Here is a 22771-nt window from a genome sequence, read left to right as displayed (position 1 = left end):
AAGGCAGAGGATTCAGATAGCGTAAGGGATTATATAGGATGCCTGTATCCAGAGGGAAATATATCTACAAAACAGACATATATGTTTGACCATGACCAGATAGAACGGGTATATTTTGTTGGATTTCAGGACCCGGAAGAGTTTGAATTTGTTGACAAATACCTGAATGAGGGAAATAATGGAAAATAGAGGAGTTCTTTTGTATGTAGACCTTGGCAGGCTTGAAGATGAACCATACAGGCTGTCGAAGATATATGATACACTTGGACAGTATATTGATGATATCAGACGTCAGAGAGACATAATATACATAAGCAAGATGGCGGAATCTCTGGATATATCATCCCTGGACAGATATCGTGCTCAACTGGTAGACGAATATGATCGGCTTGGAACTCTGAAGAAGGTTCTGGATGAGGCATACGATCTGTATAAAGAATGTAATGAAAAATTCGAGGCATCTGGACAGACTCTATGCAACCTATATGCTGAAACTCCATGGTATGAGACCAGTGAAGGAAAGCTGGCTATAGGCATAGGCGTGCTTGTGGTTACTGCTGCAGTGGCGATAGTCTGCCCTGCTGTACTAGGGGCGGCGGCCGCCACAGTAACACAGTCTATAGCGACATCTGCTATTATTGGTGCTGCCACGTCAGGCGTTATGAATGGAATAGCTTCAATGAAATCCGGCAAGTCATTTTATGATGGATTTGCAAATGGTTTTGAATCTGGAGCAATATTGGGTGCAATCAGTGGAGGATTAGGAGCTGGAACATCTGCAATTATGTCAGGGGCAGAACTCACAGTAGGAAGAGTCATGGCTGTAAAAGCTATGAATATGGTATCTGATGCAACTGTAGATACTGTGGTATATGCGTATCACTCAAACAAGTATGATAAAGACTTTACTGGCAGAGATATAGTTAAGACTTGGGTAAAAAGTGCGGCAACATCGTTTGCTATGCAGTCTGTTGGAGGTGGGAAGTCGTCGTCAAAGGCGGAGAGTGAAAATGGTGTTATATCTACTGGCAAAGGACAGGGAGGGGGTGGAGGTAATGTTAATTGGAAGAATGGCAAAAAAACTGTTGATGTAAACGGAAAAACTGTTACAATGGATAAAAACACATTTGATCCTGGTTTTGTAGACAAACAGGGTCGAACGAATACACAGAGAATGGAGCAAGGACTGGCACCTATTGGAACAGATGGAAAATCTGTTAATATACATCACATTGATCAAACAGATAATGGACCAGTTATGGAAATAACGGCTACAGAGCATCAGCAGAATTACAGCAAACTGCACACTAATATAGGACAAGCTCCATCTAAGATTAATAGAAGTAAGTTTAATAAGTGGAGAAGAGAATATTGGAAATGGCGAAGTAATAATTTAGATTAGTGGAGGTATATATGAGCTATACAAATTTTATTAAAGCAATGGAGTTAGCACCTAAATGTAAATTTTATACTACAGCGGGGGGGAAAAACGAAGAAGAAATTAGAAAATCAGAGCAAATGCTTAATATAAAATTTTCAAATCAAAGTATAGAATTTTATAAAAAATATGGCTATTTATCATTTTATGGTAATGAAATTTTTGGAATTGACCCAGATGATGATTCAGGAATATTGGAGGGGAATTCTGTTGCTTATGCGTTAAATGACCGGAAAGAATATAACTTACCTAATGAGTGGATACCTATATATAATTTTGATGATGGGAATATGGCATATTTAGATTATTCATATTTAAACGAGCAAAAAGAGCCTAGGGTTATAATGGCATTTTATAATGGTAAGGAATATGAGATAGTTGAAACGTTAGCAGAAGATTTTGGGGATTTTGTTTTGCAATTAGTGCAAGAACAAACAGAAGTGTAAAACTATAAAGGCATGATTTGTAAAAATACATTGTTTACTTAACAACATTTGTTATGAAAACAATGTATTTTTTTATAATTAAATAGAGAAAAACTAAATGACTGTTGACAAAAATAATTGATGATGCAATACTATTGTTTGACAATAATGTAAAGGAGATGGTGTTGTGTCGCGGGAAGATGATGTTGGAGCTGCGGGCGTTGGAGAAGCTGCGAAGGATAGCAGAGATGAGCTTGAAGACATTTTAAAAGCACTTGAAGCTGGTGATTCTGACAAGCATGGACCCAATATGAAGATCATCATAGGTGTAATAGCTGGAATCGTATTGGTTTCAGTTGTGTTAATTATCATGATGGTTAATAGGAAATCTGTTGTGCCTGATTTTGTTGGGCACACAACGGCGGAGGCAAAACAAATTGCCAGAGAGTCTGGTGTAACGCTTGAGGAGAAAAAAGAATACAGTTCTGAGGTAGAAGAAGGATGCGTTATCTCACAGGATATAGCCAAGGGAATGAAGGTGAAACGTAAGGCTTCAGTTGGAATAACGGTCAGTAAAGGCAAGGAGATGACAGTTGTGCCGGAATTTGTTGGTGAAATTCTGGATGATGCCAGAGCTATGGCTACAGAGGCTGGTATAGAGCTTGAAGAAACTGAAGAATATAGTAAGGATGTTGCGGCTGGCTTGATAATTGAACAGCAGGATACACAGGGAACCAGCATAGAAAAGGGGAGTTCTGTAAAGGTCACAGTAAGCCTGGGAGAGCAGACAGTAAAACTTCCTGACTTTGTAGGTATGACCTTGAATGATGCAACTATACAGTGTTCAACCCTTGGAATCACCTTTAGTACCCTCCAGGAGAATTCTGATACCGTTGATGAGAATGTGATCATCAGACAAAGCGTAAAGGCGGGAACTGAGATGACTGAAGATACTCAGTTGTATCTGATAGTGAGTAAGGGCAAGAAGACAAGCTCGTCTGTGGCTGCAAGCTCCGGTTCAGCAGGTGGTGGATCGGGATCATCTGGTGGGTCGGGAACAAATGAACAGGCGGACAGCGGAACATCAAGCGTAAATGAAGATGAGTTTATAACAGAAGAAGAAGAGTGGGGTGATTGATCATGAAAAAGGAGTTAAAGAGAAGGATAATTACAGTAATTGTAGGAGCAGTGATTATGTGTATGGTCAGCCTTGTTCCAGAAATGGTACAGGCATATGCTTCGACGAATGCAGTGTCGGAGGATGCTGGAATCAGGGCTGAATATAATGGTGACAGTGGGGTGCTGACATTGGATGTTTCCACAAATAAGGCGATGATTGACTTTGGACTGGAGGACAAGAAGCCGTGGACTAATTTCAATGTTATAAAGGTTGTAGTAAAGCCTGGAGTTACACATATAGGTAACAATGCATTTTCAGGATGTACAAATCTGGAGTCTGTGGTTATAGAGGGAGACGAACCTCTCACTATAGGACGAAGGGCTTTTTATGGATGTACTTCTTTAAAGTCTGTGGAATTTTCGAAAGGAACTTTGTCGGTGGGGGCGTATGCATTTGCCAGATGTTCAAGTTTGAAGAATGTAGACATGTCTGGATCTCAGATATACGAACTTGGTCAGTTTGCATTTGGAGAGTGCTATAGCATAACCGATTTGAAATTATCAGAGTATACCAAGAATCTGGGAGACTATTGTTTTCAGGGCTGTAACAGAATAAAGAACATAGATATTCCTGATAATTTATCAAGTGTTGGAAATTGTGCCTTTGCGGGATGCGAATTGTTAGAGCATCTGGATTTTTCGGAAAGACTGACAAAACTGGGCGATTTCTGTTTTATAGGGTGCAAAAATCTTCAATATGTTAGATTGTTAAGAAGACCGGCGGATGCGGATTTTGGAACCGGCTTGTTCAAGGAGGGAAATCCAACCGGAACATATCTGTATACATATGAGGCTGGTAACAACATATATACTCCGGATTCTGATGAGAATGTGATTATCAGGAGGGCTTATAGGTTTGATGAAAACAGTATGAATGTAAGTATTCCGGCTAAGAGTTATTCTTATACGGGAAAGCCTATAAAACCGGTAATTAAAGTTACGGATAATGATGGCTCTGTAGTAAATGCAGATGCATATGATGTTACATACTCGAATAATAAAAATGTCGGAACCGCTGTTATAAAGATTACAGGAAAAAATGAGAATATCGGCACACTCACAATGAAATTCTCAATAGTTCAGGCAGCATGCAAGCTTTCTGTTAAGAAGGATGGTAAGCAGGCCGCAGGTACATATACGCTTCTTCTGAACAGTCGTGGAACAGCATCTATGACCCTGGCAGCTACGACTTCAGGAAATGAGAAGATAAGGTACACAAGTTCAAACGAGAATGTACTCAAGGTCAATGACAGAGGAGTCATAACAGTCACAAAAACGGGTACAGCCAAAATAACAATATGCGCTAATAATAAGACAAAGTCAAATTATAAGCCATGCTCAAAAACAATCACTGTGAAGGTAAGAAAACCTCAGAGCATACAGGTTAAGAGTAAAAAGACACAGTATAATTATAAGAAGGGCGTGAAGAGAAGCATAGGAGCCTCAGCAAAGGGTGGAGTCAGACTTACATATAGTTCATCCAATCCTAAGGTTATTTCTGTAGCGAATAATGGAAAGATAACAATAAAGGGTGTTGGTAAAGCTATAGTTACGATAAAAGCAGGTGATAATGGTGTATATGAGCAGAAGGTAAGAAAGATTACATATTATGTAAGACCGGTGATGTCATCTGTGTCAATTGCCCATAACAGCAAAACACTAAAAGTAACAGTAAATAATCCTACTCCGAATTCAAAGGTTATCGTAAAAGTGTATGAATCGTCAAAGATGAAAAAACTATATGGTAAGCCACATATAAAAACTGTAAAGAAAGGCAAGAAAGTAGTTATTACTGTGAATGTATCAAAGTATAGCAGATACTATCCTGTAATTTATGTGAAGAAAAATGGCGTTGAATCACAGAAGGTTACAAATAGCAGAGGAGATATAAGGAAGTAAAGGGGGCATTTCAGATGACGAGAGTAAAAAAACTTATAGCGGCAGTGATGATTGTCTTGGCTATATGTTCATTTGGTATGGTGCAGGCACACGCTGATGAGTCGGATTCGACTGATGCGGTAAAAACCTATTATTGCATAGCAAATTATCCAGTTGGAGTAAGATTAAGTACATCACCAAACGGAAGAGCGCTTGCATGGATAACCATGACCGAGTCTGAAGCAGCGGATGCGTATGTGTATGGAAAAATAGATTACAGTGAGGATAAAGACGAGCTGAAGATACGTGGACTTACCGCACAGTCCATGAGACTCTACTGCGAAAAACTGGCCATAGGCAGTGAGCCATGCAAAATAGACAAGATAATCTCATGTGGAGGCAGTATCATGACTCTTGAGGTTAAGTCTGGTTCATATCTAAAGTGCAATGAAGTCGTGGGGGCTCACCGTTTTGATATTGCTCCAAGCGGACAGGATAATAATGTGTACAAGCCTTCAGCCTTGAATTTATCAGAGGACAGTGCTGAGGTGATCATTTCAGATGATAAACCATATGTATATACAGGCAAGGTGATAGCTCCGACAGTACAGGTCAAGTATGAGGGAAGAGTTATTGAACAGGGTACAGACTATAAGGTCACCTATAAAGACAATATTAATGCAGGAACACAAGCAAAGATTGTGGTGACTGGATGTGGAGATTATGGCGGAGAGATCCAGAAGGAATTTACAATTAAGCCTGCAAATGTGCAGTCTGCATCGATAGATGTGGCATCTTGTGTATATGACGGAACAGCAAAGTTACCAAAGGTTACAGTGAAGCTGAATGGTGCGGTAATGGGTACTGATAACTATAAGATTACTTTAAAGAATAATGTATCGGCCGGAAATAAAGCGGAGGCAGCCATAGAGGGTTGTAAGAATTTAACTGGAAAAGTAAGTAAGACATTTACAATTTCTCAGGCGGATATAACAAAAGCGACAGTGACATTAGCTGCTAATTCTTATACATATAGCGGAAGTTATTTCAAGCCTGCAGTTACAGTTGCGTATGGAAGTGCAAAGCTGAAGGCATCAGATTATACAGTACAATACGCAAATAATAAAGAGCCTGGTACAGCGACAGTTACTGTTACGGCAAATGGTTCCAACTGTGTATCAGGAAAGAGAGTTGTAAAGAATTTTAGAATTGAAAAAAAGGTACCGGTGATCTCGTTCAAGAGTCCTATATCAACAACATGGCACAATGCAAATGGAACACATGGCTTTGAGTGTGTTGCACCTAGTGATTGTCAGGGTACATTTAGCTTCAAATCAAGTAATCCTAAATTGCTTGCAATCAATGCGGCAGGTGGAAGAGTTCAGGTTATGAATAACAAAGCATTTGGCAGTGTAGTGATTACAGCTACCTTTACACCAAAGGGAGCGGATGCTGCGCACTATAGTACAAAGTCTATCACCAGAACTATAAAAGTGGTGCCAAACATAGTTAAGATAGCGAATACAGAATCTAAAAAATCAGGACAGTTATATATACAGTGGTCTAATAGTAAGAAGGAGTATAATGCCAGCGAATATAGGATATATTATTATGGCTACAAGAAGGACAGTGAAGATTGTGGACAGATGTCACTATATAATTCAAAGAGTAAGATAACGGGTACCAGTACAACCATAACCGGACTGAAAGCTGGAAAATATTATATTAAGGTTGTTCCTTGCTATAAGTCAGGCGGAAACGTGCAGAATGGTGCCAGCACAAGTGCTGTAAAGTGTGTTATTAAATAGTCGAAAGAGGAAATCTTATGGAATTTATGACTCCTGTGGATAAATATATGATATCGGGTGTCCATCGTATAAGAATAGGAAGTCTTGACGAGAATGAGATTGTGGTGAGAAGCCCGGAAATGATTGGTGTTCAGACCGAATTTGTGGAAAATGGAAATGGATGGATTATATGTGATACTGGCAGTCGTAGCTTGACCGTGGATGGCAATCTGGTACAGTCAGGATACAAGCTCAAATGTGGAGATATTATAGAACTCGGTGCTTTAAGGATAATATATTGTGTGCAGATTATCGGTGTGATTATACAGAACGACTTAAAAGACAGTATTATTGTCAATCTGCCATACTTGGATTCAGAGGCGCTTAAGTATGAGGATGTTCAGGGAAAAGACAGATTTTTTCACAGATCCCCCAGAAATACGAAGGAGCCGGTTATAGAGTCTGTGACAATTGAGAATCCACCGGCAAAACAGCAGATAGAAAAGAAACCGCTCTTGATGGTTATAGGACCAACATTTACGATGATGATCCCTATGATGCTTGGAGGAGTTCTTGCTATGTACAGCTACAGATCATCAGGGAGCAATTCTGGAATGCTTATGTATACAGGTCTTATCACTGCTGCTGCATCTGCGGTTATAGGAGTGTTATGGGCCTTCATCAATATGCATTATGATAAGAAGAGAAATGCACAGGGGGAGCTTGACAGGAGATCTGGGTATGCCAGATATCTGAGGCGGCAGATAAAACAGATAGCTTCTAATCAGAATACTATAAAAAATATGCTCGGAGATATGTACAAATCTCCTGATGTTATAACGCAATATACAGATCAGTCAACTGAATTGTGGAATAGAAACAGGAATCATAAGGATTATCTGGTGGAGCGAGTTGGCCTGGGAACATTGGATGTGTCAGAGTATATAACTGTTCCTAAGATACGAATGGAACAGTCTGATGATGAATTGATACAGATTCCGGGCAAAGTAAAGGCTGTATATTCACGAATAAAGGATGTTCCGCAGGGCGTGGATCTCGGAGCTACAGGTATAATAGGTATAGTTGGAGTGGGAGATAAGAGCAAAGCATTTGATGTGGCAAGAACCATGATTGCACAGATAGCAGCGAATAATTCTTATCGTGATGTAAAACTTGCATTTGCATTCGATTCTGAAACTGATAGCAGTGAATGGATGAACTATAGGTTTATGCCGCATGTGTGGCTCGATGATTATAGTGAGAGACTGATGGCGTCAGATAGAAGCTCAGTGGACGACCTGTTTTTCAGAATTATTGATATTCTGAGAGACCGGGAACAGAAAGATTATACTATAGAGAAGCGACAGTTTACTCACATTGTGTTGTTTGTTGCTGATACTTCTCTGCTGGAAGGGCATGCGATAAATAAGTACATAACAACAGATGCACAGAAATATTCTTTCACAGTGGTAACATTGGCTGATAAGGAATCGCAGTTGTTGAATGACACTACTTATGAGCTTATAATCGACAAACAGTTTTCGGGAATCCATAGGATGAAGACGGATGAGTATAGCCATGTAGATTTTGATAAGGTGACAGAAAGTCAACTGGCAGCTTTTGCCGACAGAATAGCAGTTATAAAGGTGAACGAAGATGTGGAGGCTGGCGGTATACCCGACAGCCTTACATTTTTTGATATGCTGGGAATACAAAGGCTGGAAGAATTGCGGGTTCTCGACAGATGGAAGACAAACAAAAATTACAACAGTATGCGGGCTGTCATAGGTCAGTCGGCTGGTGGCAAGGACTGTATTCTTGATGTACATGAGAAATATCATGGTCCCCATGGGCTTGTTGCGGGAACTACAGGATCGGGAAAGTCGGAGACGCTGCAGACATATATTCTCTCAATGGCGATAAACTACAGCCCTGATGATATAGGCTTTTTCATTATTGATTATAAGGGCGGAGGAATGGCAAACCTGTTTGATGGTCTTCCACACATGATAGGAGCAATATCGAATCTGTCAGGAAGTGCGATAAAGAGAGCTATGGTGTCCATAAAGAGCGAGAATATGCGAAGACAGAGAGTCTTCAATGAGGCCGGAGTGAACAATATTAATAATTATACCAAGCTTGTAAAAGCCGGTGAGGTAGAACTTCCGGTACCACATCTGTTTATAATAGTGGACGAGTTTGCCGAGCTGAAGCGAGAACAGCCGGAATTTATGAAGGAGCTTATAAGTGTTGCACAGGTTGGACGAAGCCTTGGTGTTCATCTGATCCTTTCTACGCAGAAACCAGCAGGAACAGTCGACGAAAATATCTGGTCGAATTCCAAGTTTAAGCTGTGTCTTAGAGTGCAGGATAAGCAGGACAGTAAAGAGATGCTGCACAAGGAGGATGCTGCTTTTATAACTCAGGCAGGAAGGGGATATCTGCAGGTTGGAAATGATGAAGTGTATGAGCTATTCCAGTCTGGCTGGAGTGGAGCTGAGTATCGGGGAGATGCGGTTTCTGGTGAAGATACACGAACTGCGATACTTTCAGCTTCTGGTTCGGAGATTATAAGAAAGAAGAAAATTGCCAAAGTGTCAAATCCGGCAAACAGCGTAACGCAGTTGGATGCGGTTAAAGAGTATTTGGCCAAGGTAGCAAGAGAAAATGGATATAACAGAGATTATAGTTTGTGGATACCACCAATAGCTAATCCTATATTTATAGACGATATAGATGATGAATATCCGATAAATAAATCAGATGATGCATATTCATTGGTGGCAACTATAGGAATGTACGATGATCCATCAAGGCAAAGTCAGAAACCATATAGGATCGATATTGCGGATGCTGGAAATATTGCAGTATGTGGAACGAATGTAAGTGGTAAAAGTACCTTTGTTCAGACACTTATTGCATCATTGATAACCAGATATAAAGCTTCAGAAGTAAATATATACATAGCAGACTTTAGCAATAAATCTTTGCGGTGTTTTGAACAGGCTCCACAGGTTGGCGGTTTTGTTAGCGAGGATGATGATGACAGAATTAGGAAACTGATATTCTTAATAAACAGGATTATATCTACAAGAAAAAATATTCTTGGTGGAATAAGCTTCAACTCCTATAAAAAAGTTAACAAAAACGATATGCCTGCAGTAGTGTTCATAATAGATAACTATGCTGGATTTCGTGAAAAAACAGCAGAAATATATGATGATAATATGCAGAAGATTGTTCATGATGGTACTGCATATGGAATATATACGATTGTAACTGCAAATGGATTTGGTAATACGGGAATACCTGGAAGGATAGAAGACAATATATCTGAAACAGTGGCATTGAGCCTGAATGAAAAGTATATGTACTCATCGGTTCTGAGAACAGGAAGAGTGGAGCTTGAACCGGAAAATCTAAAGGGAAGAGGACTCATAAAGGTCGATGGAGAAGTAATGGAATTCCAGACAGCGATAGCTACGGATAGGTGCGATGATATGGAACGTATAGAGTTACTTCGCAATATGTGTGCATCTATGGCTGAAGGAGCTACTGAGGTAGCGGAAGGTGTTCCTGAAATTCCAGAAAAACCTACGTGGGAGATATTCAAGAGGCGTAATGATGTTGCACAGATGTGTAATGGATATATGCTGCCGATAGGATATGACAGTGTAAGTGCGGAGGGATATGGAATAGACCTTAGGAGAACATTCTGCTATACAATTACGGGCAGAGCAAGAACTGGTAAGAAAAATGTTATGCGGTTATTGATGAATGCAGCACTGATGAGAAATGCAGATATAGTTGTTATAGAACATGGTTCCAATGAGTTCAAGCTTGATTCGGAATTGTTGGGAGCAACGTATATAGATAGCGAAGCAGCACAGGCAGATTACTTTACAATGCTGGTTCCAGAATTTGTGGAGAGAAATAAGTTTAAAAATCAGGTAAAGGAACAAGGCTATGATGAGAATGAAATATATAGCCAGATGACCCGGTTTAAGGAAACATACATTTTTATTGCAGATATGGAAGCGTTTTTAAATACATTGTATTCGCCGAGTGAAGGCATTACAAGAATTGTCCCATTTATAGAGAATGTTGTAGAGAAAGGCGCTCTGCACAACATATTCATTATAGGGTTGATTGATACAGCAAGTCAGTCAGAATGTCGTGGACGAAAAGTATATGATGTTATGACTGGATATCATATGGGAATACAACTGGGTGGCAATTGTGCTGAAACTTCATTTTTTAATTTTACTAATCTATCATTTACAGAGGCAAATAAGGTATACAAACCAGGTATAGGTATGATCCCACAGGATAATGATGATCAGAATGTATCGCAGATAATTATACCGTTATACAGGAGGCAGATAAAGCATGATTAAGTCCAGGTTGATTATGCCGGAAATAAATCAAGAATTTGATGTTCAATATAATGAGAATGCACAGGTTTGTGATGTGATAACGGATACTTTGGATGTTGTATCGCAGTATCTGCGAACAGGCTATGTGAATCGTGAGCACTGGGTATTAGTGTTACCGAGAGAAGGCATGGTTATGGATCCAGATAGAACCTTGAAAAGTTATCATGTTGAAAATGGCGATAAACTGATACTCATGTAGATGAGGGATGTGTGATGTTAGTATCGTAAAGATACTTGACAAGTACAGGGGGGATGAAAATAATGGGGAATAGAGGCGTGCTTTTATATGTAGACTTGGGCAAGCTTGAAGATGAACCTTACAGATTATCAAAGATATATGATACACTTGGACAGTATATTGATGATATCAGACGTCAGAGAGACATAATATACATAAGCAAGATGGCGGAATCTCTGGATATATCATCCCTGGACAGATATCGTGCTCAACTGGTAGATGAATATGATCGGCTTGGAACTCTGAAGAAGATTCTGGATGAGGCATACGATCTGTATAAAGAATGTAATGAAAAATTCGAGGCATCTGGACAGACTCTATGCAACCTATATGCTGAAACTCCATGGTATGAGACCAGTGAAGGAAAGCTGGCTATAGGCATAGGCGTGCTTGTGGTTACTGCTGCAGTGGCGATAGTCTGCCCTGCTGTATTAGGGGCGGCGGCCGCCACGGTAACACAGTCTATAGCGACATCTGCTATTATTGGTGCAGCTACGTCAGGTGTCATGAATGGAATAGCTTCCATGAATTCCGGCAAGTCATTTTATGATGGATTTGCAAGTGGTTTTGAATCTGGAGCAATATTGGGTGCAATCAGTGGAGGATTAGGAGCTGGAACATCTGCAATTATGTCAGGGGCAGAACTCACAGTAGGAAGAGTCATGGCTGTAAAAGCTATGAATATGGTATCTGATGCAACTGTAGATAGTGTGGTATATGCGTATCACTCAAACAAGTATGATAAAGACTTTACTGGCGGAGATATAGTTAAGACTTGGGTAAAAAGTGCGGCAACATCGTTTGCTATGCAGTCTGTTGGAGGTGGAAAGTCATCGTCAAAGACGGATGGTGGGAATGGTGTTATATCTACAGGCAAAGGACGGGGGGAGCCTGAAGGTAGTTTTAAATGTAAGAGTGGTAGTAAGACGGGGACTGTATGGGATAATATTACTAGTACAGCTGACAATATGCCTGCTACTGAAATACCTACTACATTTAAAATTGATTTGGATGGAAACATTAATTATGTGAATTCTGAAACAGGAACGAACACATTATGGACAAATTCAAATGCAACCAAACATATGGGTGAGTATGTAAGTAGATTTGGAGACGAGAGTTGGAGCATTGGAACTAGAAGCCAAGTGATGTTAGAAAGTTATTCTGCATCACTGAATAAAGCGATGGAGACGATAGGCACAGAGGCACCTGGAAGATATTTTGGTACATATGGTAATTGGGAACTTGGTATTAATACTGAAACTGGTGTAGTATATCATGCAAGGATGATTAATTAGAAAGGCGAAAAAGGTGAAGTTTGAAAAAGTATTTAATAATAAAAAATATATTCGAAAAATAGAAGGTATGGGAGAGGGGCTTGTTTTATTTGAAATATCAGTTATTGATAAAAGAATAGGACAAAACTACCATTTGTTTTATGAGGATAAGCGCAAGCCTCCGTTGGACATAGCAATTAATCCAGAAGATGGAATGATAGAGTATGTTAGCTATTTTGTTCAAGATGAAATAATTTATAATATTAGTGATATTCCCGTAATTATAAATGAGGGTATGGGAATTAGTATATGTAATAAGGATTTCAATGAGAACAATATGAATGTTACCTTAGATGGGAAATTTAAAATCTGGAAGTCAGAAAATGCAATTTTAATATTAAGAGATGATATTGAAGAGTGTGTTCTAAATGCATATAGGATTAATGATTCAAATAATTTATTGTTTTTAGACGATTATTTCGTTGGGATAGAATTTAAAAATTTGAATCAAGAAGAAATGAAAGAAATTAAGAATTCGAAATGTTTATTATAAAATATTGTTTTTAAATTATTAGATTAAAGGAGCAGTTTTAAAGATATTTCAACAAATAGGATGGTATATTTATAATCCACAGGAGAAGCCCCAATATTTGCCAATTGGTGAAGACGAAGAGTATGATTGGAAACGTGACGAGATAGAAGACATGGTTTTAGTCAATAGATAACATCAAAATGAGAAAAACTAAATGATTGCTGACAAAAACAATGGGTGATGTGATACTATTGTTTGACAATAATGTAAAGGAAAAGGTGTTGTGTCGCGGGAAGATGATGTTGGAGCTGCGGGCGTTGGAGAAGCTGCGAAAGATAGCAGAGATGAGCTTGAAGACATTTTAAAAGCACTTGAAGCTGGTGATTCTGACAAGCATGGACCCAATATGAAGATCATTATAGGTGTAATAGCTGGGATCGTATTGGTTTCAGTTGTGTTAATCATCATAATGGTTAACAGGAAATCTGTTGTGCCTGATTTTGTTGGGCACACGACGGCAGAGGCAAAACAAATTGCCGGAGAGGCTGGTGTAACGCTTGAGGAGAAAAAAGAATACAGTTCTGAGGTAGAAGAAGGATGCGTTATCTCACAGGATATAGCCAAGGGAATGAAGGTGAAACGTAAGGCTTCAGTTGGAATAACGGTCAGTAAAGGCAAGGTGATGACAGTTGTGCCGGAATTTGTTGGTGAAACTCTGGATGATGCCAGAGCTATGGCTACAGAGGCTGGTATAGAGCTTGAAGAGAGAAGATAAGGTACACAAGTTCAAACGAGAATGTACTCAAGGTCAATGACAGAGGAGTCATAACAGCCACAAAAACGGGTACAGCCCAAATAACAATATGCGCTAATAATAAGACAAAGTCAAATTATAAGCCATGTTCGAAAACAATCACTGTTAAGGTAAGAAAGTCTCAGAGCATACAGATAAAGAGCAAAAAGACACAATATAACTATAAGAAGGGCGTGAAGAGAAGCACAGGAGCTTCAGCAAAGGGCGGAGTCAGACTTACATATAGTTCATCCAATCCTAAGGTTAATTCCAGAAAAACCTACGTGGGAGATATTCAAGAGGCGTGCTTTTATATGTAGACTTGGGCAAGCTTGAAGATGAACCATACAGGCTGTCAAAGATATATGATACACTTGGACAGTATATTGATGATATCAGATGTCAGAGAGACATAATATACATAAGCAAGATGGCGGAATCCCTGGATATATCATCCCTGGACAGATATCGTGCTCAACTGGTAGACGAATATGATCGGCTTGGAACTCTGAAGAAAATTCTGGATGAGGCATACGATCTGTATAAAGAATGTAATGAAAAATTCGAGGCATCTGGACAGACTCTGTGCAACCTATATGCTGAAACTCCATGGTATGAGACCAGTGAAGAAAAGCTGGCTATAGGCATAGGCGTGCTTGTGGTTACTGCTGCAGTGGCGATAGTCTGCCCTGCTGTACTGGGAGCTACGGCAGCTGCAGTGACACAGTCTGTAGCGACATCGGCTATTATTGGTGCAGCTACGTCAGGTGTCATGAATGGAATAGCTTCCATGAATTCCGGCAAATCATTTTACGATGGATTTGCAAGTGGTTTTGAATCTGGAGCAATATTGGGTGCAATCAGTGGTGGATTAGGAGCCGGGATATCGGCAGTTGCAACCGGGGCAGAACTGACAGTAGGAAGAATAGTGGCAGTAAAAGCTGTGAATATGATATCTGATGCGACTGTAGATACTGTGGTATATGCATATCATTCAGACAAGTACGATAAGAGTATTACTGGTGTAGACATAGTCAAGACTTGGGCAGCGAGTGCTGTAACATCGCTTGTTATGCAGTCGATTATGGATGAATGTAATGATAGGACTCAATCACCAGATAAGAACAGTAATTCAATTAATTTTAAGAATTCGTTGGATAATCAAAGTAAAGCTAATAGTAATAAGCCCACAAATACAGTCACATATAGACGTGTTCAAGGAGGAACTGGAGACAAAGCAAGTCAACAGAGAATATTAATTGATAGTGAAGGAAATGTATATATAAATAAGAAAAATGTAAATTTGAATGTTAGTGTGGATAACGGAGAGCATTCGCAGTATTATATAGAAAATAAACGACCTGGTGCTGATATTTATGAATTTGAAGTTCCTAAATGGTTAGATGATATGGTAAACGAGTATATCGTGCCGGAAAAGAATTATAGAACAAATCCTTTAAATCAGGGGAGATGTGCGCCAAAGCTAAATGATCCCACAACTCCTGGAAGATGCATAGAATTTCCTGCACCGTGGATTGAATGGATTGAGGAATATGCTACAAATGGAAGAATAATAGCAGGAGGGGGGTAGGTGAAAGATAAGAAATAGAATAAGGTAAGCTTAAAATTGTTGAAAAAAATAATTGGAGGATTGGTTTAATGAAAAAAACGATTTCGATAATGACAGAGGAGTTTGTAAATGAAAAAACAGGCGAAAGCGTAGAGGGTATAACTATAATGATTGATGGAGTTATAAAAGATTTATTTGATATTATTAAGCATGAAAAAAAAGAATACAGCGATAACGTAAGTATAGTTCAGGATGCTTTAATGAAAGGTTTAGAAGAAATAAAAAATACTATATAAGCTAAGGTAATTATCATAGAATTTGCGATTTGCAAAAATACATTGTTTCCATAACAATTAGTATAGTGGAAACAATGTATTTTTTATAGTAACATGAGAAAAAAACATGCTGATTGACTATGTTGGACACACTACGTCAGAGGCAAAACAAATTGCTGGAGAAACAGGTGTAACACATGAGGAGAAAAATACGTATTTAAAGAATCTCAGATATTATTTTGATGCTGTTACCAAAACAATGGTTAGAAGTATGTCGGTTTTAGATAGTGGAACAATAGATGGAATGGCTACGGATGAAAATGGGAAGGCTTTAATATTACTGATATCAGATCATCTTGATTGGAAAAATGAGTATGATCATTTACTAAGACTACAAGAAAAAATAAATTCTTATATTACATTCTGCGAGGAACATCAATGGAGAATTAACAGTAAAAGAGTTTGTTGATTGGTACAATGATATTGACAACTATAGACCAGAACTGCCTAGTAATAACCGTAGTCACAAATATTAATAAGGAAGAATCTAATGGATATATATTTAGTAGCAAAATTAAAGAAATATGATGATTTTATTTCCTGTTATAATGAAGGAGATGAGAAAAAAATGTACAAAGGTAAATCACTGCTATTTTATTCATTATCAAATAATGATGCAGAAAGCCGTTATTTAATAACAATTTTTTTGATCAATAAGGGTGCTGATGTTAATGTAGTAAATGAGTGTGGTGAAAATCTTTTGCATATATTGCTTTCAAGAGTGAATCACAATATAAATCAGACGGTGGAGTTGTGCAAAAAGTTGATAGATGGAGGTGTGGATATAAACCAAATAGACGAAAAAGGAAGAGTCCCACTACAGTATTTGATTAATTTAAAATTTACAGATGAGGAACTTGAACCTTTATATAAAATCTGGTTTGCACAAAAAAATATTCTGGTTAATTACAAGAATGCATGGGGAAAAACGCCATTGGAAATTGCTGCTCAAATGCCGTACAGAAAAAAATTAGTAGAAAGGTTAAAATTATATGAGTGATGTAGTAAGTTTTATTTCAGATGCTGGTGGAAGCGTTGTTTCAAAAAATATATTGATACGGAAGAGTATTTGAGTGATGCAGATAATATGAGCATCTGTGATTTTAATACAATTGCAAATATTGAACCGGCAATTCTCACAATATACAACTGTAAAGTTGGAACTGATTTAGAATTGGTGGATGAGAATGGAAAGAAATATTTCTTGGATAACAGTACAGGAAAGAAATTTAAAGTATAGGACATATTCTGGGCACTCGGTAAGAAGTAAATGAGTAGTGTAAGAAGCCGATGCAGATAGTAAATACATTGTTTACTTAACAACATTTGTTATGAAAACAATGTATTTTTTTAGAGTTAAATTGAGAAAAACTAAATGATTGTTGACAAAAAAATAATGGATGATGCAATACTATTGTTTGATAATGGCATAAAGGAGATGGTGTTGTGTCGCAGGAAGATGATGTTGGAGCTGCGGGCGTTGGAGAAGCTGCGAAAGATAGCAGAGATGAGCTTGAAGACATTTTAAAAGCGCTTGAAGCTGGTGATTCTGACAAGCATGGACCCAATGTGAAGATCATTATAGGTGTAATAGCTGGGATCGTATTGGCTTCAGTTGTGTTAATAAGCATAATGGTTAAAATGAGAATGCACAGGTTCGTGATGTGATAACGGATACTTTGGATGTTGTATCGCAGTATCTGCGAACAGGCTATGTGAATCGTGAGCACTGGGTATTAGTGTTACCGAGAGAAGGCATGGTTATGGATCCAGATAGAACCTTGAAAAGTTATCATGTTGAAAATGGCGATAAACTGATACTCATGTAGATGAAGGATGTGTGATGTTAGTATCGTAAAGATACTTGACAAGTACAGGGGGGATGAAAATAATGGGGAATAGAGGCGTGCTTTTATATGTAGACTTGGGCAAGCTTGAAGATGAACCATACAGATTGTCAAAGATATATGATACACTTGGACAGTATATTGATGATATTAGACGTCAGAGAGATATAATATACATAAGCAAGATGGCGGAATCTCTGGATATATCATCCCTGGACAGACTCTATGCAACCTATATGCTGAAACTCCATGGTATGAGACCAGTGAAGGAAAGCTGGCTATAGGCATAGGCGTGCTTGTGGTTACTGCTGCAGTGGCGATAGTCTGCCCTGCCGTACTAGGGGCGGCGGCCGCCACGGTAACACAGTCTGTAGCGACATCGGCCCTCGTGGGATCAGCAATATCTGGTATAATGAATGGCACTGCATCAGTGAAAGCAGGAAAGTCGTTTTTTGATGGATTTGCAAGTGGCGTTGAAGAGGGCGCAATAATAGGTGCTCTTTGTGGAATGTTTGGCGCAGGAACAGCAGCCATGATGACTGGTGCAGAGATGACGGTCGGTAATGTTTTTGCTGCCAGAGTAATAAATGCTGTTGGGGATGCAACAATAGGTACAGCTACATACATATATCATGAAAACAAATATGATAAAGCAATAACAGGCGGAGATGTAGACAAGACCTGGGCAGAGTGTGCAATAACATCATTTGTTTTGCGGTCAGTTTTTGAGGGTGGAAAGTCATCGTCAAAAGCAGATGGAAAGAATAGGGGTATGTCTACTAGCAAAGGACGGGTGGAGTCTGAAAGAAGTATTACTTGTGAGGGTGGAAGTGGTTCTGTAATTTACACTTCAGTAGAATATGAAGGCACAGTTAAAGTTAATGGAGAAGTTAGAGATGTAAGTAGAAAGGTATATCAAAGGAATGATATAGATTTTGAGTATTTTGATGAGACAACAGGACTAACAAACTTAGAACGTATGCAGGCTGGCAAGCCTCCTATAGGGACAGATGGTAATGCTATTCAACTACATCATATTTTGCAAAAAGAAGCAGGACCAATGGTTGAGATTCGAGAGATTACACATCAAGAATATTATTCACAGTTGCATGGTCTTATCGAAGATGGAGCAAGTTTTAGAAATAATCCAATATTGAATAAGCAATATAATAATTTTAGACGTTCATATTGGAAATGTAGAGCAGAGCAAATCGTAGGAGGAAAATAAAATATGTATGATAAAATTGTTAAGATTATAAGTCAATATGAAGAAAAAGGTGATTTTACACATCCTAATGTAGATGATAAAGATTTATATGATGCAGAAAAAATATTAAATTTAAAAATTCCAGAGCAGTATGTTTGGTTTTTGAAAAATTATGGGCATGGTGGACTGGATGGCATTGAAACATTGGGTGTAGGTAAAAATGGCAAAATGATATTTGTGGAAAAGACACTAGAATTCAGGTCATATGGGTTGAATGACGATAAGATTGTAATAGAAAATTGTGACGAATGGATTTATTGTATTGATGTAAAAACTGGAGCCGTTATGATGTGGTCACAAGGAGATAAAAAGTACAAGATTAATTATAAAAATTTTATTGAATATCTAAATGATAGAATCAGTGATGCTATAGAAAATATGTAATATTTATAAAATTAAATTTAATTATGTCTATACTTTAGGACTTCAAAGTCCCTAACTCAAAAAGCTATTATGTCATTTGAGGATGGAAAGCAATATTCATCGTGGAGTAAACTTAGAGAAGAGGGATTGTCACTTGAACAAGTAGAAAAAATAAAAGGCACACCAAAGGGACAGAAACCATTACCAGAAACTTATTTGAGTGAGGAATATATTAATAATCATCTAAATTCATTCAAGAAAAGTGGTGCGGTAAAAATAATGCCAAGTGAGCCATCAGGAACAATTGGTGGTAAAGGTGGTACATTTGTAATGTCTGGGGATGAACTAAGTGAAATAATTCGAAACGCAGATGGGGATGTGGCTAAAATAGAAAGTGTTTTGGGATTAGACAAAGGATATTTAGGAAGTAATCCTGTTATAGTGACAATTCAGGACACATCTAGTTTAAGACTTCCATCTGGCAATGAATTAGGTGCATGGCCGGAATACTGGGAACCAGGCGGCTATACAAGTGGTGGAATAAAAGAAGCAGTTATTAATCCGGCGAAAGAAGGAACATATACATATAAACATTTATTTGAATAGAGGTGCTTTAAAATGAAGTTAATTATAGAAGATGAGGGTATTAGTCTACTGGAAAACAAAGGGCAATATTATCTTCAGTATGATGCAGGAGCGCATATGATAAAGAAAAAAAGAATTGAAATTACAAATGAAGAGGCGGAGTTATGCCAATTAGATGTTGAAGAAATGTATAATCTTATTTTGCAATATCAAAATGATGGTGTATATGGTGAAGATGTAGTTGAATAAAATATATAAATTTAATTATGGTTATACTTTAGGACTCCAAAACCCCTAACTCAAAAAGCTATTTTAATTTCTGTCTGTTCACGAAGTGAATGACATACAGAGATTAATAATAGCTTTTTGTCATTTACCTAAAGGGGAAAGGACACCTTATGGCGAAATTTGCCCCCAGGTATACAAAAGGATTTGTCTGACAATTTATTTCTAAGGTACGGTAAATCATTGATTTTACTGACTTTATTGCAAGCAGACAGATTTCATTCTTTCACAGAACTATTGTTTGCTAAAATACTCATAAATACTGTGAAATAGCCATTTTCAGCAATTGATATAAAATTATAACAAAAGATTTCGTTACAAGTTTGGCTGGTATCTACAACAGTATATTTTTATGAAAGTATATGCCAAAATCAAGACAATTCAACTAATTGTTAAGAAAATGCCTTATTCTGATATCTTGAATAATTTTAAGACCTAGGATAAGAAATTTAATCAGTATTGGTGTATTCATAAAACGCATATAAGTTGTTATCCTTGGAAACAGAGACAGGATTAGTAAGATTGGCATCTTTGCATATGCTGGTGCTACCCAGCCATATGGCACAGCACAGGGGGATGTCTGTTGCGGGTATTGATGGTATATCAAAAACAGTCAGATAAATTTCAGCCTTTGAAGATTCACAGGTGCATGCGTATAATTGTTGTTTTGCCCGCATTATTGCTGATACTGACAGGCTAAGGGATTTTTAAGCTGTGAATGTTTCTGTTGTTGTTCGAAAGAAATTTGGCTGAGACAGATGCTAAGAAATATTACCATCTTGCGAGATGAAAAGTTTGCTAATACCTATTTGTATCGCATGTTAGGATGCTTGTACAGATGGGTATTTTTGTTGTGGTCATATATTTTGATATTCACAGGTATCGTTTCAATGTAGGCTGACAGCGAGAGACCTTGCTATCTGTATGTATCCAGTGCCAATGGGGTATCATCTCACAGTTGATTTCATATCAACTGCAATCGTTTTAATCTGAATTTCTTTGAAATGACCTAATCTTAATTCGTTATGATTTTATCTGAAATAAATTCCACTTGAGATTCTACAAAATATTATAAGGAACTTTTAATGGAACTGCCGATTTCAAGAGTGACAGAAAATCAGTGACAAAAAGTCACGAAATAATTATACGTATCCATTTTATTTTGAAATTTCCTGTTATCACTGACTTTTAAAGCTTTTTTTTAAAATAAGTTGTCGACTGATAAAATTCATACTCCATTTTTGTCACAACTGATATTGCAACTGTTTTCTCTGGCATGGATTAATTTATGGAACTTCCATTCTGTAAGATTCAGATATTTTTATATTTTTTGTAACAAGAAATCATCTGTTACAGATTGGTGGTGAGAGTGATGGTATATGGAATTATTTCAGCAAAAGATAATCAGACGAGCCTCGCTTATTTTAAGAGTAAAAAAGTTTCACAGCTTGAACCGGAAAATCTAAAGGGAAGAGGACTCATAAAGGTCGATGGAGAAGTAATGGAATTCCAGACAGCGATAGCTACGGATAGGTGCGATGATATGGAACGTATAGAGTTACTTCGCAATATGTGTGCATCTATGGCTGAAGGAGCTACTGAGGTAGCGGAAAGTATTCCTGAAATTCCAGAAAAACCTACGTGGGAGATATTCAAGAGGCGTAATGATGTTGCTCAGATGTGTAATGGATATATGTTGCCGATAGGATATGACAGTGTAAGTGCAGAGGGATATGGAATAGACCTTAGGAGAACATTCTGCTATACAATTACGGGCAGAGCTAGAACTGGTAAGAAAAATGTTATGCGGTTATTGATGAATGCAGCACTGATGAGAAATGCAGATATAGTTGTTATAGAACATGGTTCCAATGAGTTCAAGCTTGATTCGGAATTGTTGGGAGCAACGTATATAGATAGCGAAGCAGCACAGGCAGATTACTTTACAATGCTGGTTCCAGAATTTGTGGAGAGAAATAAGTTTAAAAATCAGGTAAAGGAACAAGGCTATGATGAGAATGAAATATATAGCCAGATGACCCGGTTTAAGGAAACATACATTTTTATTGCAGATATGGAAGCGTTTTTAAATACATTGTATTCGCCGAGTGAAGGCATTACAAGAATTGTCCCATTTATAGAGAATGTTGTAGAGAAAGGCGCTCTGCACAACATATTCATTATAGGGTTGATTGATACAGCAAGTCAGTCAGAATGTCGTGGACGAAAAGTATATGATGTTATGACTGGATATCATATGGGAATACAACTGGGTGGCAATTGTGCTGAAACTTCATTTTTTAATTTTACTAATCTATCATTTACAGAGGCAAATAAGATATACAAACCAGGTATAGGTATGATCCCACAGGATAATGATGATCGGAATGTATCGCAGATAATTATACCGTTATACAGGAGGCAGATAAAGCATGATTAAGTCCAGGTTGATTATGCCAGAAATAAATCAAGAATTTGATGTTCAATATAATGAGAATGCACAGGTTTGTGATGTGATAACGGATACTTTGGATGT

25 protein-coding genes are annotated in these 22771 nt (G+C 38.0%); all 25 read left to right on the top strand.

Features of this window, described 5'->3' with window-relative positions:
* On the top strand, positions 1-189 hold a 189-nt coding region (locus tag ABUA31_RS14060), incomplete at its 5' end, for a DUF4176 domain-containing protein (RefSeq protein WP_349819047.1).
* Positions 179-1402, top strand: coding sequence for an HNH/ENDO VII family nuclease (locus ABUA31_RS14055; protein WP_349819048.1), 1224 nt, complete (start codon positions 179-181; stop codon positions 1400-1402). The genes ABUA31_RS14060 and ABUA31_RS14055, both read left to right, overlap by 11 nt.
* Before the next feature lie 11 nt (positions 1403-1413).
* Positions 1414-1884 carry an SMI1/KNR4 family protein gene (locus ABUA31_RS14050; protein WP_055147849.1) on the top strand — a complete coding sequence of 157 codons (471 nt, stop codon included), beginning with the start codon at positions 1414-1416 and terminating at the stop codon, positions 1882-1884.
* A gap of 166 nt (positions 1885-2050) precedes the next feature.
* Positions 2051-3001 (top strand): PASTA domain-containing protein, encoded by a 951-nt coding sequence (locus tag ABUA31_RS14045; RefSeq protein ID WP_055147846.1) that lies wholly within the window; start codon positions 2051-2053, stop codon positions 2999-3001.
* Between the two features lie 2 nt (positions 3002-3003).
* Positions 3004-4941 (top strand): leucine-rich repeat domain-containing protein, encoded by a 1938-nt coding sequence (locus ABUA31_RS14040; RefSeq protein WP_055147843.1) that lies wholly within the window; start codon positions 3004-3006, stop codon positions 4939-4941.
* A gap of 14 nt (positions 4942-4955) precedes the next feature.
* Positions 4956-6728, top strand: a complete 1773-nt coding sequence (locus ABUA31_RS14035; RefSeq protein ID WP_055280670.1) for a hypothetical protein — start codon at positions 4956-4958, stop codon at positions 6726-6728.
* Positions 6729-6745: 17 nt separating this feature from the next.
* Positions 6746-11104 carry a type VII secretion protein EssC gene (gene essC / locus ABUA31_RS14030; RefSeq protein ID WP_349819049.1) on the top strand — a complete coding sequence of 1453 codons (4359 nt, stop codon included), beginning with the start codon at positions 6746-6748 and terminating at the stop codon, positions 11102-11104.
* Complete coding sequence (locus ABUA31_RS14025; RefSeq protein WP_015533115.1) at positions 11097-11342, top strand: EsaB/YukD family protein; 246 nt, start codon at positions 11097-11099, stop codon at positions 11340-11342. The genes essC and ABUA31_RS14025 overlap by 8 nt, the downstream gene beginning before the upstream one ends.
* Before the next feature lie 62 nt (positions 11343-11404).
* A complete protein-coding gene (locus ABUA31_RS14020) occupies positions 11405-12679 on the top strand; it encodes a hypothetical protein (protein WP_349819050.1) in 1275 nt (424 codons plus the stop codon).
* A 13-nt stretch (positions 12680-12692) separates the two neighbouring features.
* On the top strand, positions 12693-13211 hold the full coding sequence (locus ABUA31_RS14015) for a hypothetical protein (RefSeq protein WP_349819051.1): 519 nt from the start codon (positions 12693-12695) through the stop codon (positions 13209-13211).
* A gap of 262 nt (positions 13212-13473) precedes the next feature.
* Positions 13474-13965 (top strand): PASTA domain-containing protein, encoded by a 492-nt coding sequence (locus ABUA31_RS14010; protein ID WP_055274113.1) that lies wholly within the window; start codon positions 13474-13476, stop codon positions 13963-13965.
* 212 nt (positions 13966-14177) lie between these two features.
* Entirely contained in the window at positions 14178-14303 is a 126-nt protein-coding gene (locus ABUA31_RS14005) for a hypothetical protein (RefSeq protein ID WP_262563550.1), read from the top strand.
* Positions 14288-15574 (top strand): MFS transporter, encoded by a 1287-nt coding sequence (locus ABUA31_RS14000; RefSeq protein ID WP_349819052.1) that lies wholly within the window; start codon positions 14288-14290, stop codon positions 15572-15574. Before ABUA31_RS14005 ends, ABUA31_RS14000 begins: the two co-directional genes overlap by 16 nt.
* A 68-nt stretch (positions 15575-15642) precedes the next feature.
* The gene (locus tag ABUA31_RS13995) at positions 15643-15849 is read left to right on the top strand and encodes a hypothetical protein (RefSeq protein WP_055148043.1); all 207 of its coding nucleotides are present in this window, start codon (positions 15643-15645) and stop codon (positions 15847-15849) included.
* 106 nt (positions 15850-15955) lie between these two features.
* Entirely contained in the window at positions 15956-16297 is a 342-nt protein-coding gene (locus ABUA31_RS13990; RefSeq protein WP_349819053.1) for a DUF6572 domain-containing protein, read from the top strand.
* On the top strand, positions 16236-16364 hold the full coding sequence (locus ABUA31_RS13985; RefSeq protein WP_118018520.1) for a GH-E family nuclease: 129 nt from the start codon (positions 16236-16238) through the stop codon (positions 16362-16364). The genes ABUA31_RS13990 and ABUA31_RS13985 overlap by 62 nt, the downstream gene beginning before the upstream one ends.
* 14 nt (positions 16365-16378) lie before the next feature.
* Positions 16379-16888, top strand: coding sequence for an ankyrin repeat domain-containing protein (locus tag ABUA31_RS13980; RefSeq protein ID WP_055148038.1), 510 nt, complete (start codon positions 16379-16381; stop codon positions 16886-16888).
* A 69-nt stretch (positions 16889-16957) separates the two neighbouring features.
* Positions 16958-17128 carry an immunity protein Imm33 domain-containing protein gene (locus ABUA31_RS13975; RefSeq protein WP_199413867.1) on the top strand — a complete coding sequence of 57 codons (171 nt, stop codon included), beginning with the start codon at positions 16958-16960 and terminating at the stop codon, positions 17126-17128.
* Positions 17129-17334: 206 nt separating this feature from the next.
* Positions 17335-17556 carry a hypothetical protein gene (locus ABUA31_RS13970; RefSeq protein ID WP_349819054.1) on the top strand — a complete coding sequence of 74 codons (222 nt, stop codon included), beginning with the start codon at positions 17335-17337 and terminating at the stop codon, positions 17554-17556.
* Between the two features lie 223 nt (positions 17557-17779).
* Positions 17780-18019 carry a hypothetical protein gene (locus ABUA31_RS13960; RefSeq protein ID WP_349819055.1) on the top strand — a complete coding sequence of 80 codons (240 nt, stop codon included), beginning with the start codon at positions 17780-17782 and terminating at the stop codon, positions 18017-18019.
* Positions 18020-18033: 14 nt separating this feature from the next.
* Positions 18034-18963: an HNH/ENDO VII family nuclease gene (locus ABUA31_RS13955; protein ID WP_349824061.1), complete on the top strand. Its 930-nt coding sequence runs from the start codon at positions 18034-18036 to the stop codon at positions 18961-18963.
* A 3-nt stretch (positions 18964-18966) separates the two neighbouring features.
* Positions 18967-19386: an SMI1/KNR4 family protein gene (locus ABUA31_RS13950; RefSeq protein ID WP_015533326.1), complete on the top strand. Its 420-nt coding sequence runs from the start codon at positions 18967-18969 to the stop codon at positions 19384-19386.
* A gap of 69 nt (positions 19387-19455) precedes the next feature.
* Complete coding sequence (locus tag ABUA31_RS13945) at positions 19456-19971, top strand: hypothetical protein (RefSeq protein ID WP_015533325.1); 516 nt, start codon at positions 19456-19458, stop codon at positions 19969-19971.
* A gap of 12 nt (positions 19972-19983) precedes the next feature.
* Complete coding sequence (locus tag ABUA31_RS13940) at positions 19984-20199, top strand: hypothetical protein (protein WP_055147993.1); 216 nt, start codon at positions 19984-19986, stop codon at positions 20197-20199.
* Between the two features lie 1408 nt (positions 20200-21607).
* Positions 21608-22675 carry a type VII secretion EssC family protein gene (locus ABUA31_RS13935; protein ID WP_349819057.1) on the top strand — a complete coding sequence of 356 codons (1068 nt, stop codon included), beginning with the start codon at positions 21608-21610 and terminating at the stop codon, positions 22673-22675.
* Positions 22676-22771 lie beyond the last annotated feature (96 nt).

Origin of the sequence: Coprococcus sp. RTP31081st1_H1_RTP31081_211007, from assembly GCF_040227275.1 — a bacterium.
Lineage (GTDB): Bacteria > Bacillota > Clostridia > Lachnospirales > Lachnospiraceae > Coprococcus > Coprococcus aceti.
Note: the sequence above shows the minus strand (reverse complement) of the source record. Positions and strands in the feature narration are given on the sequence as shown.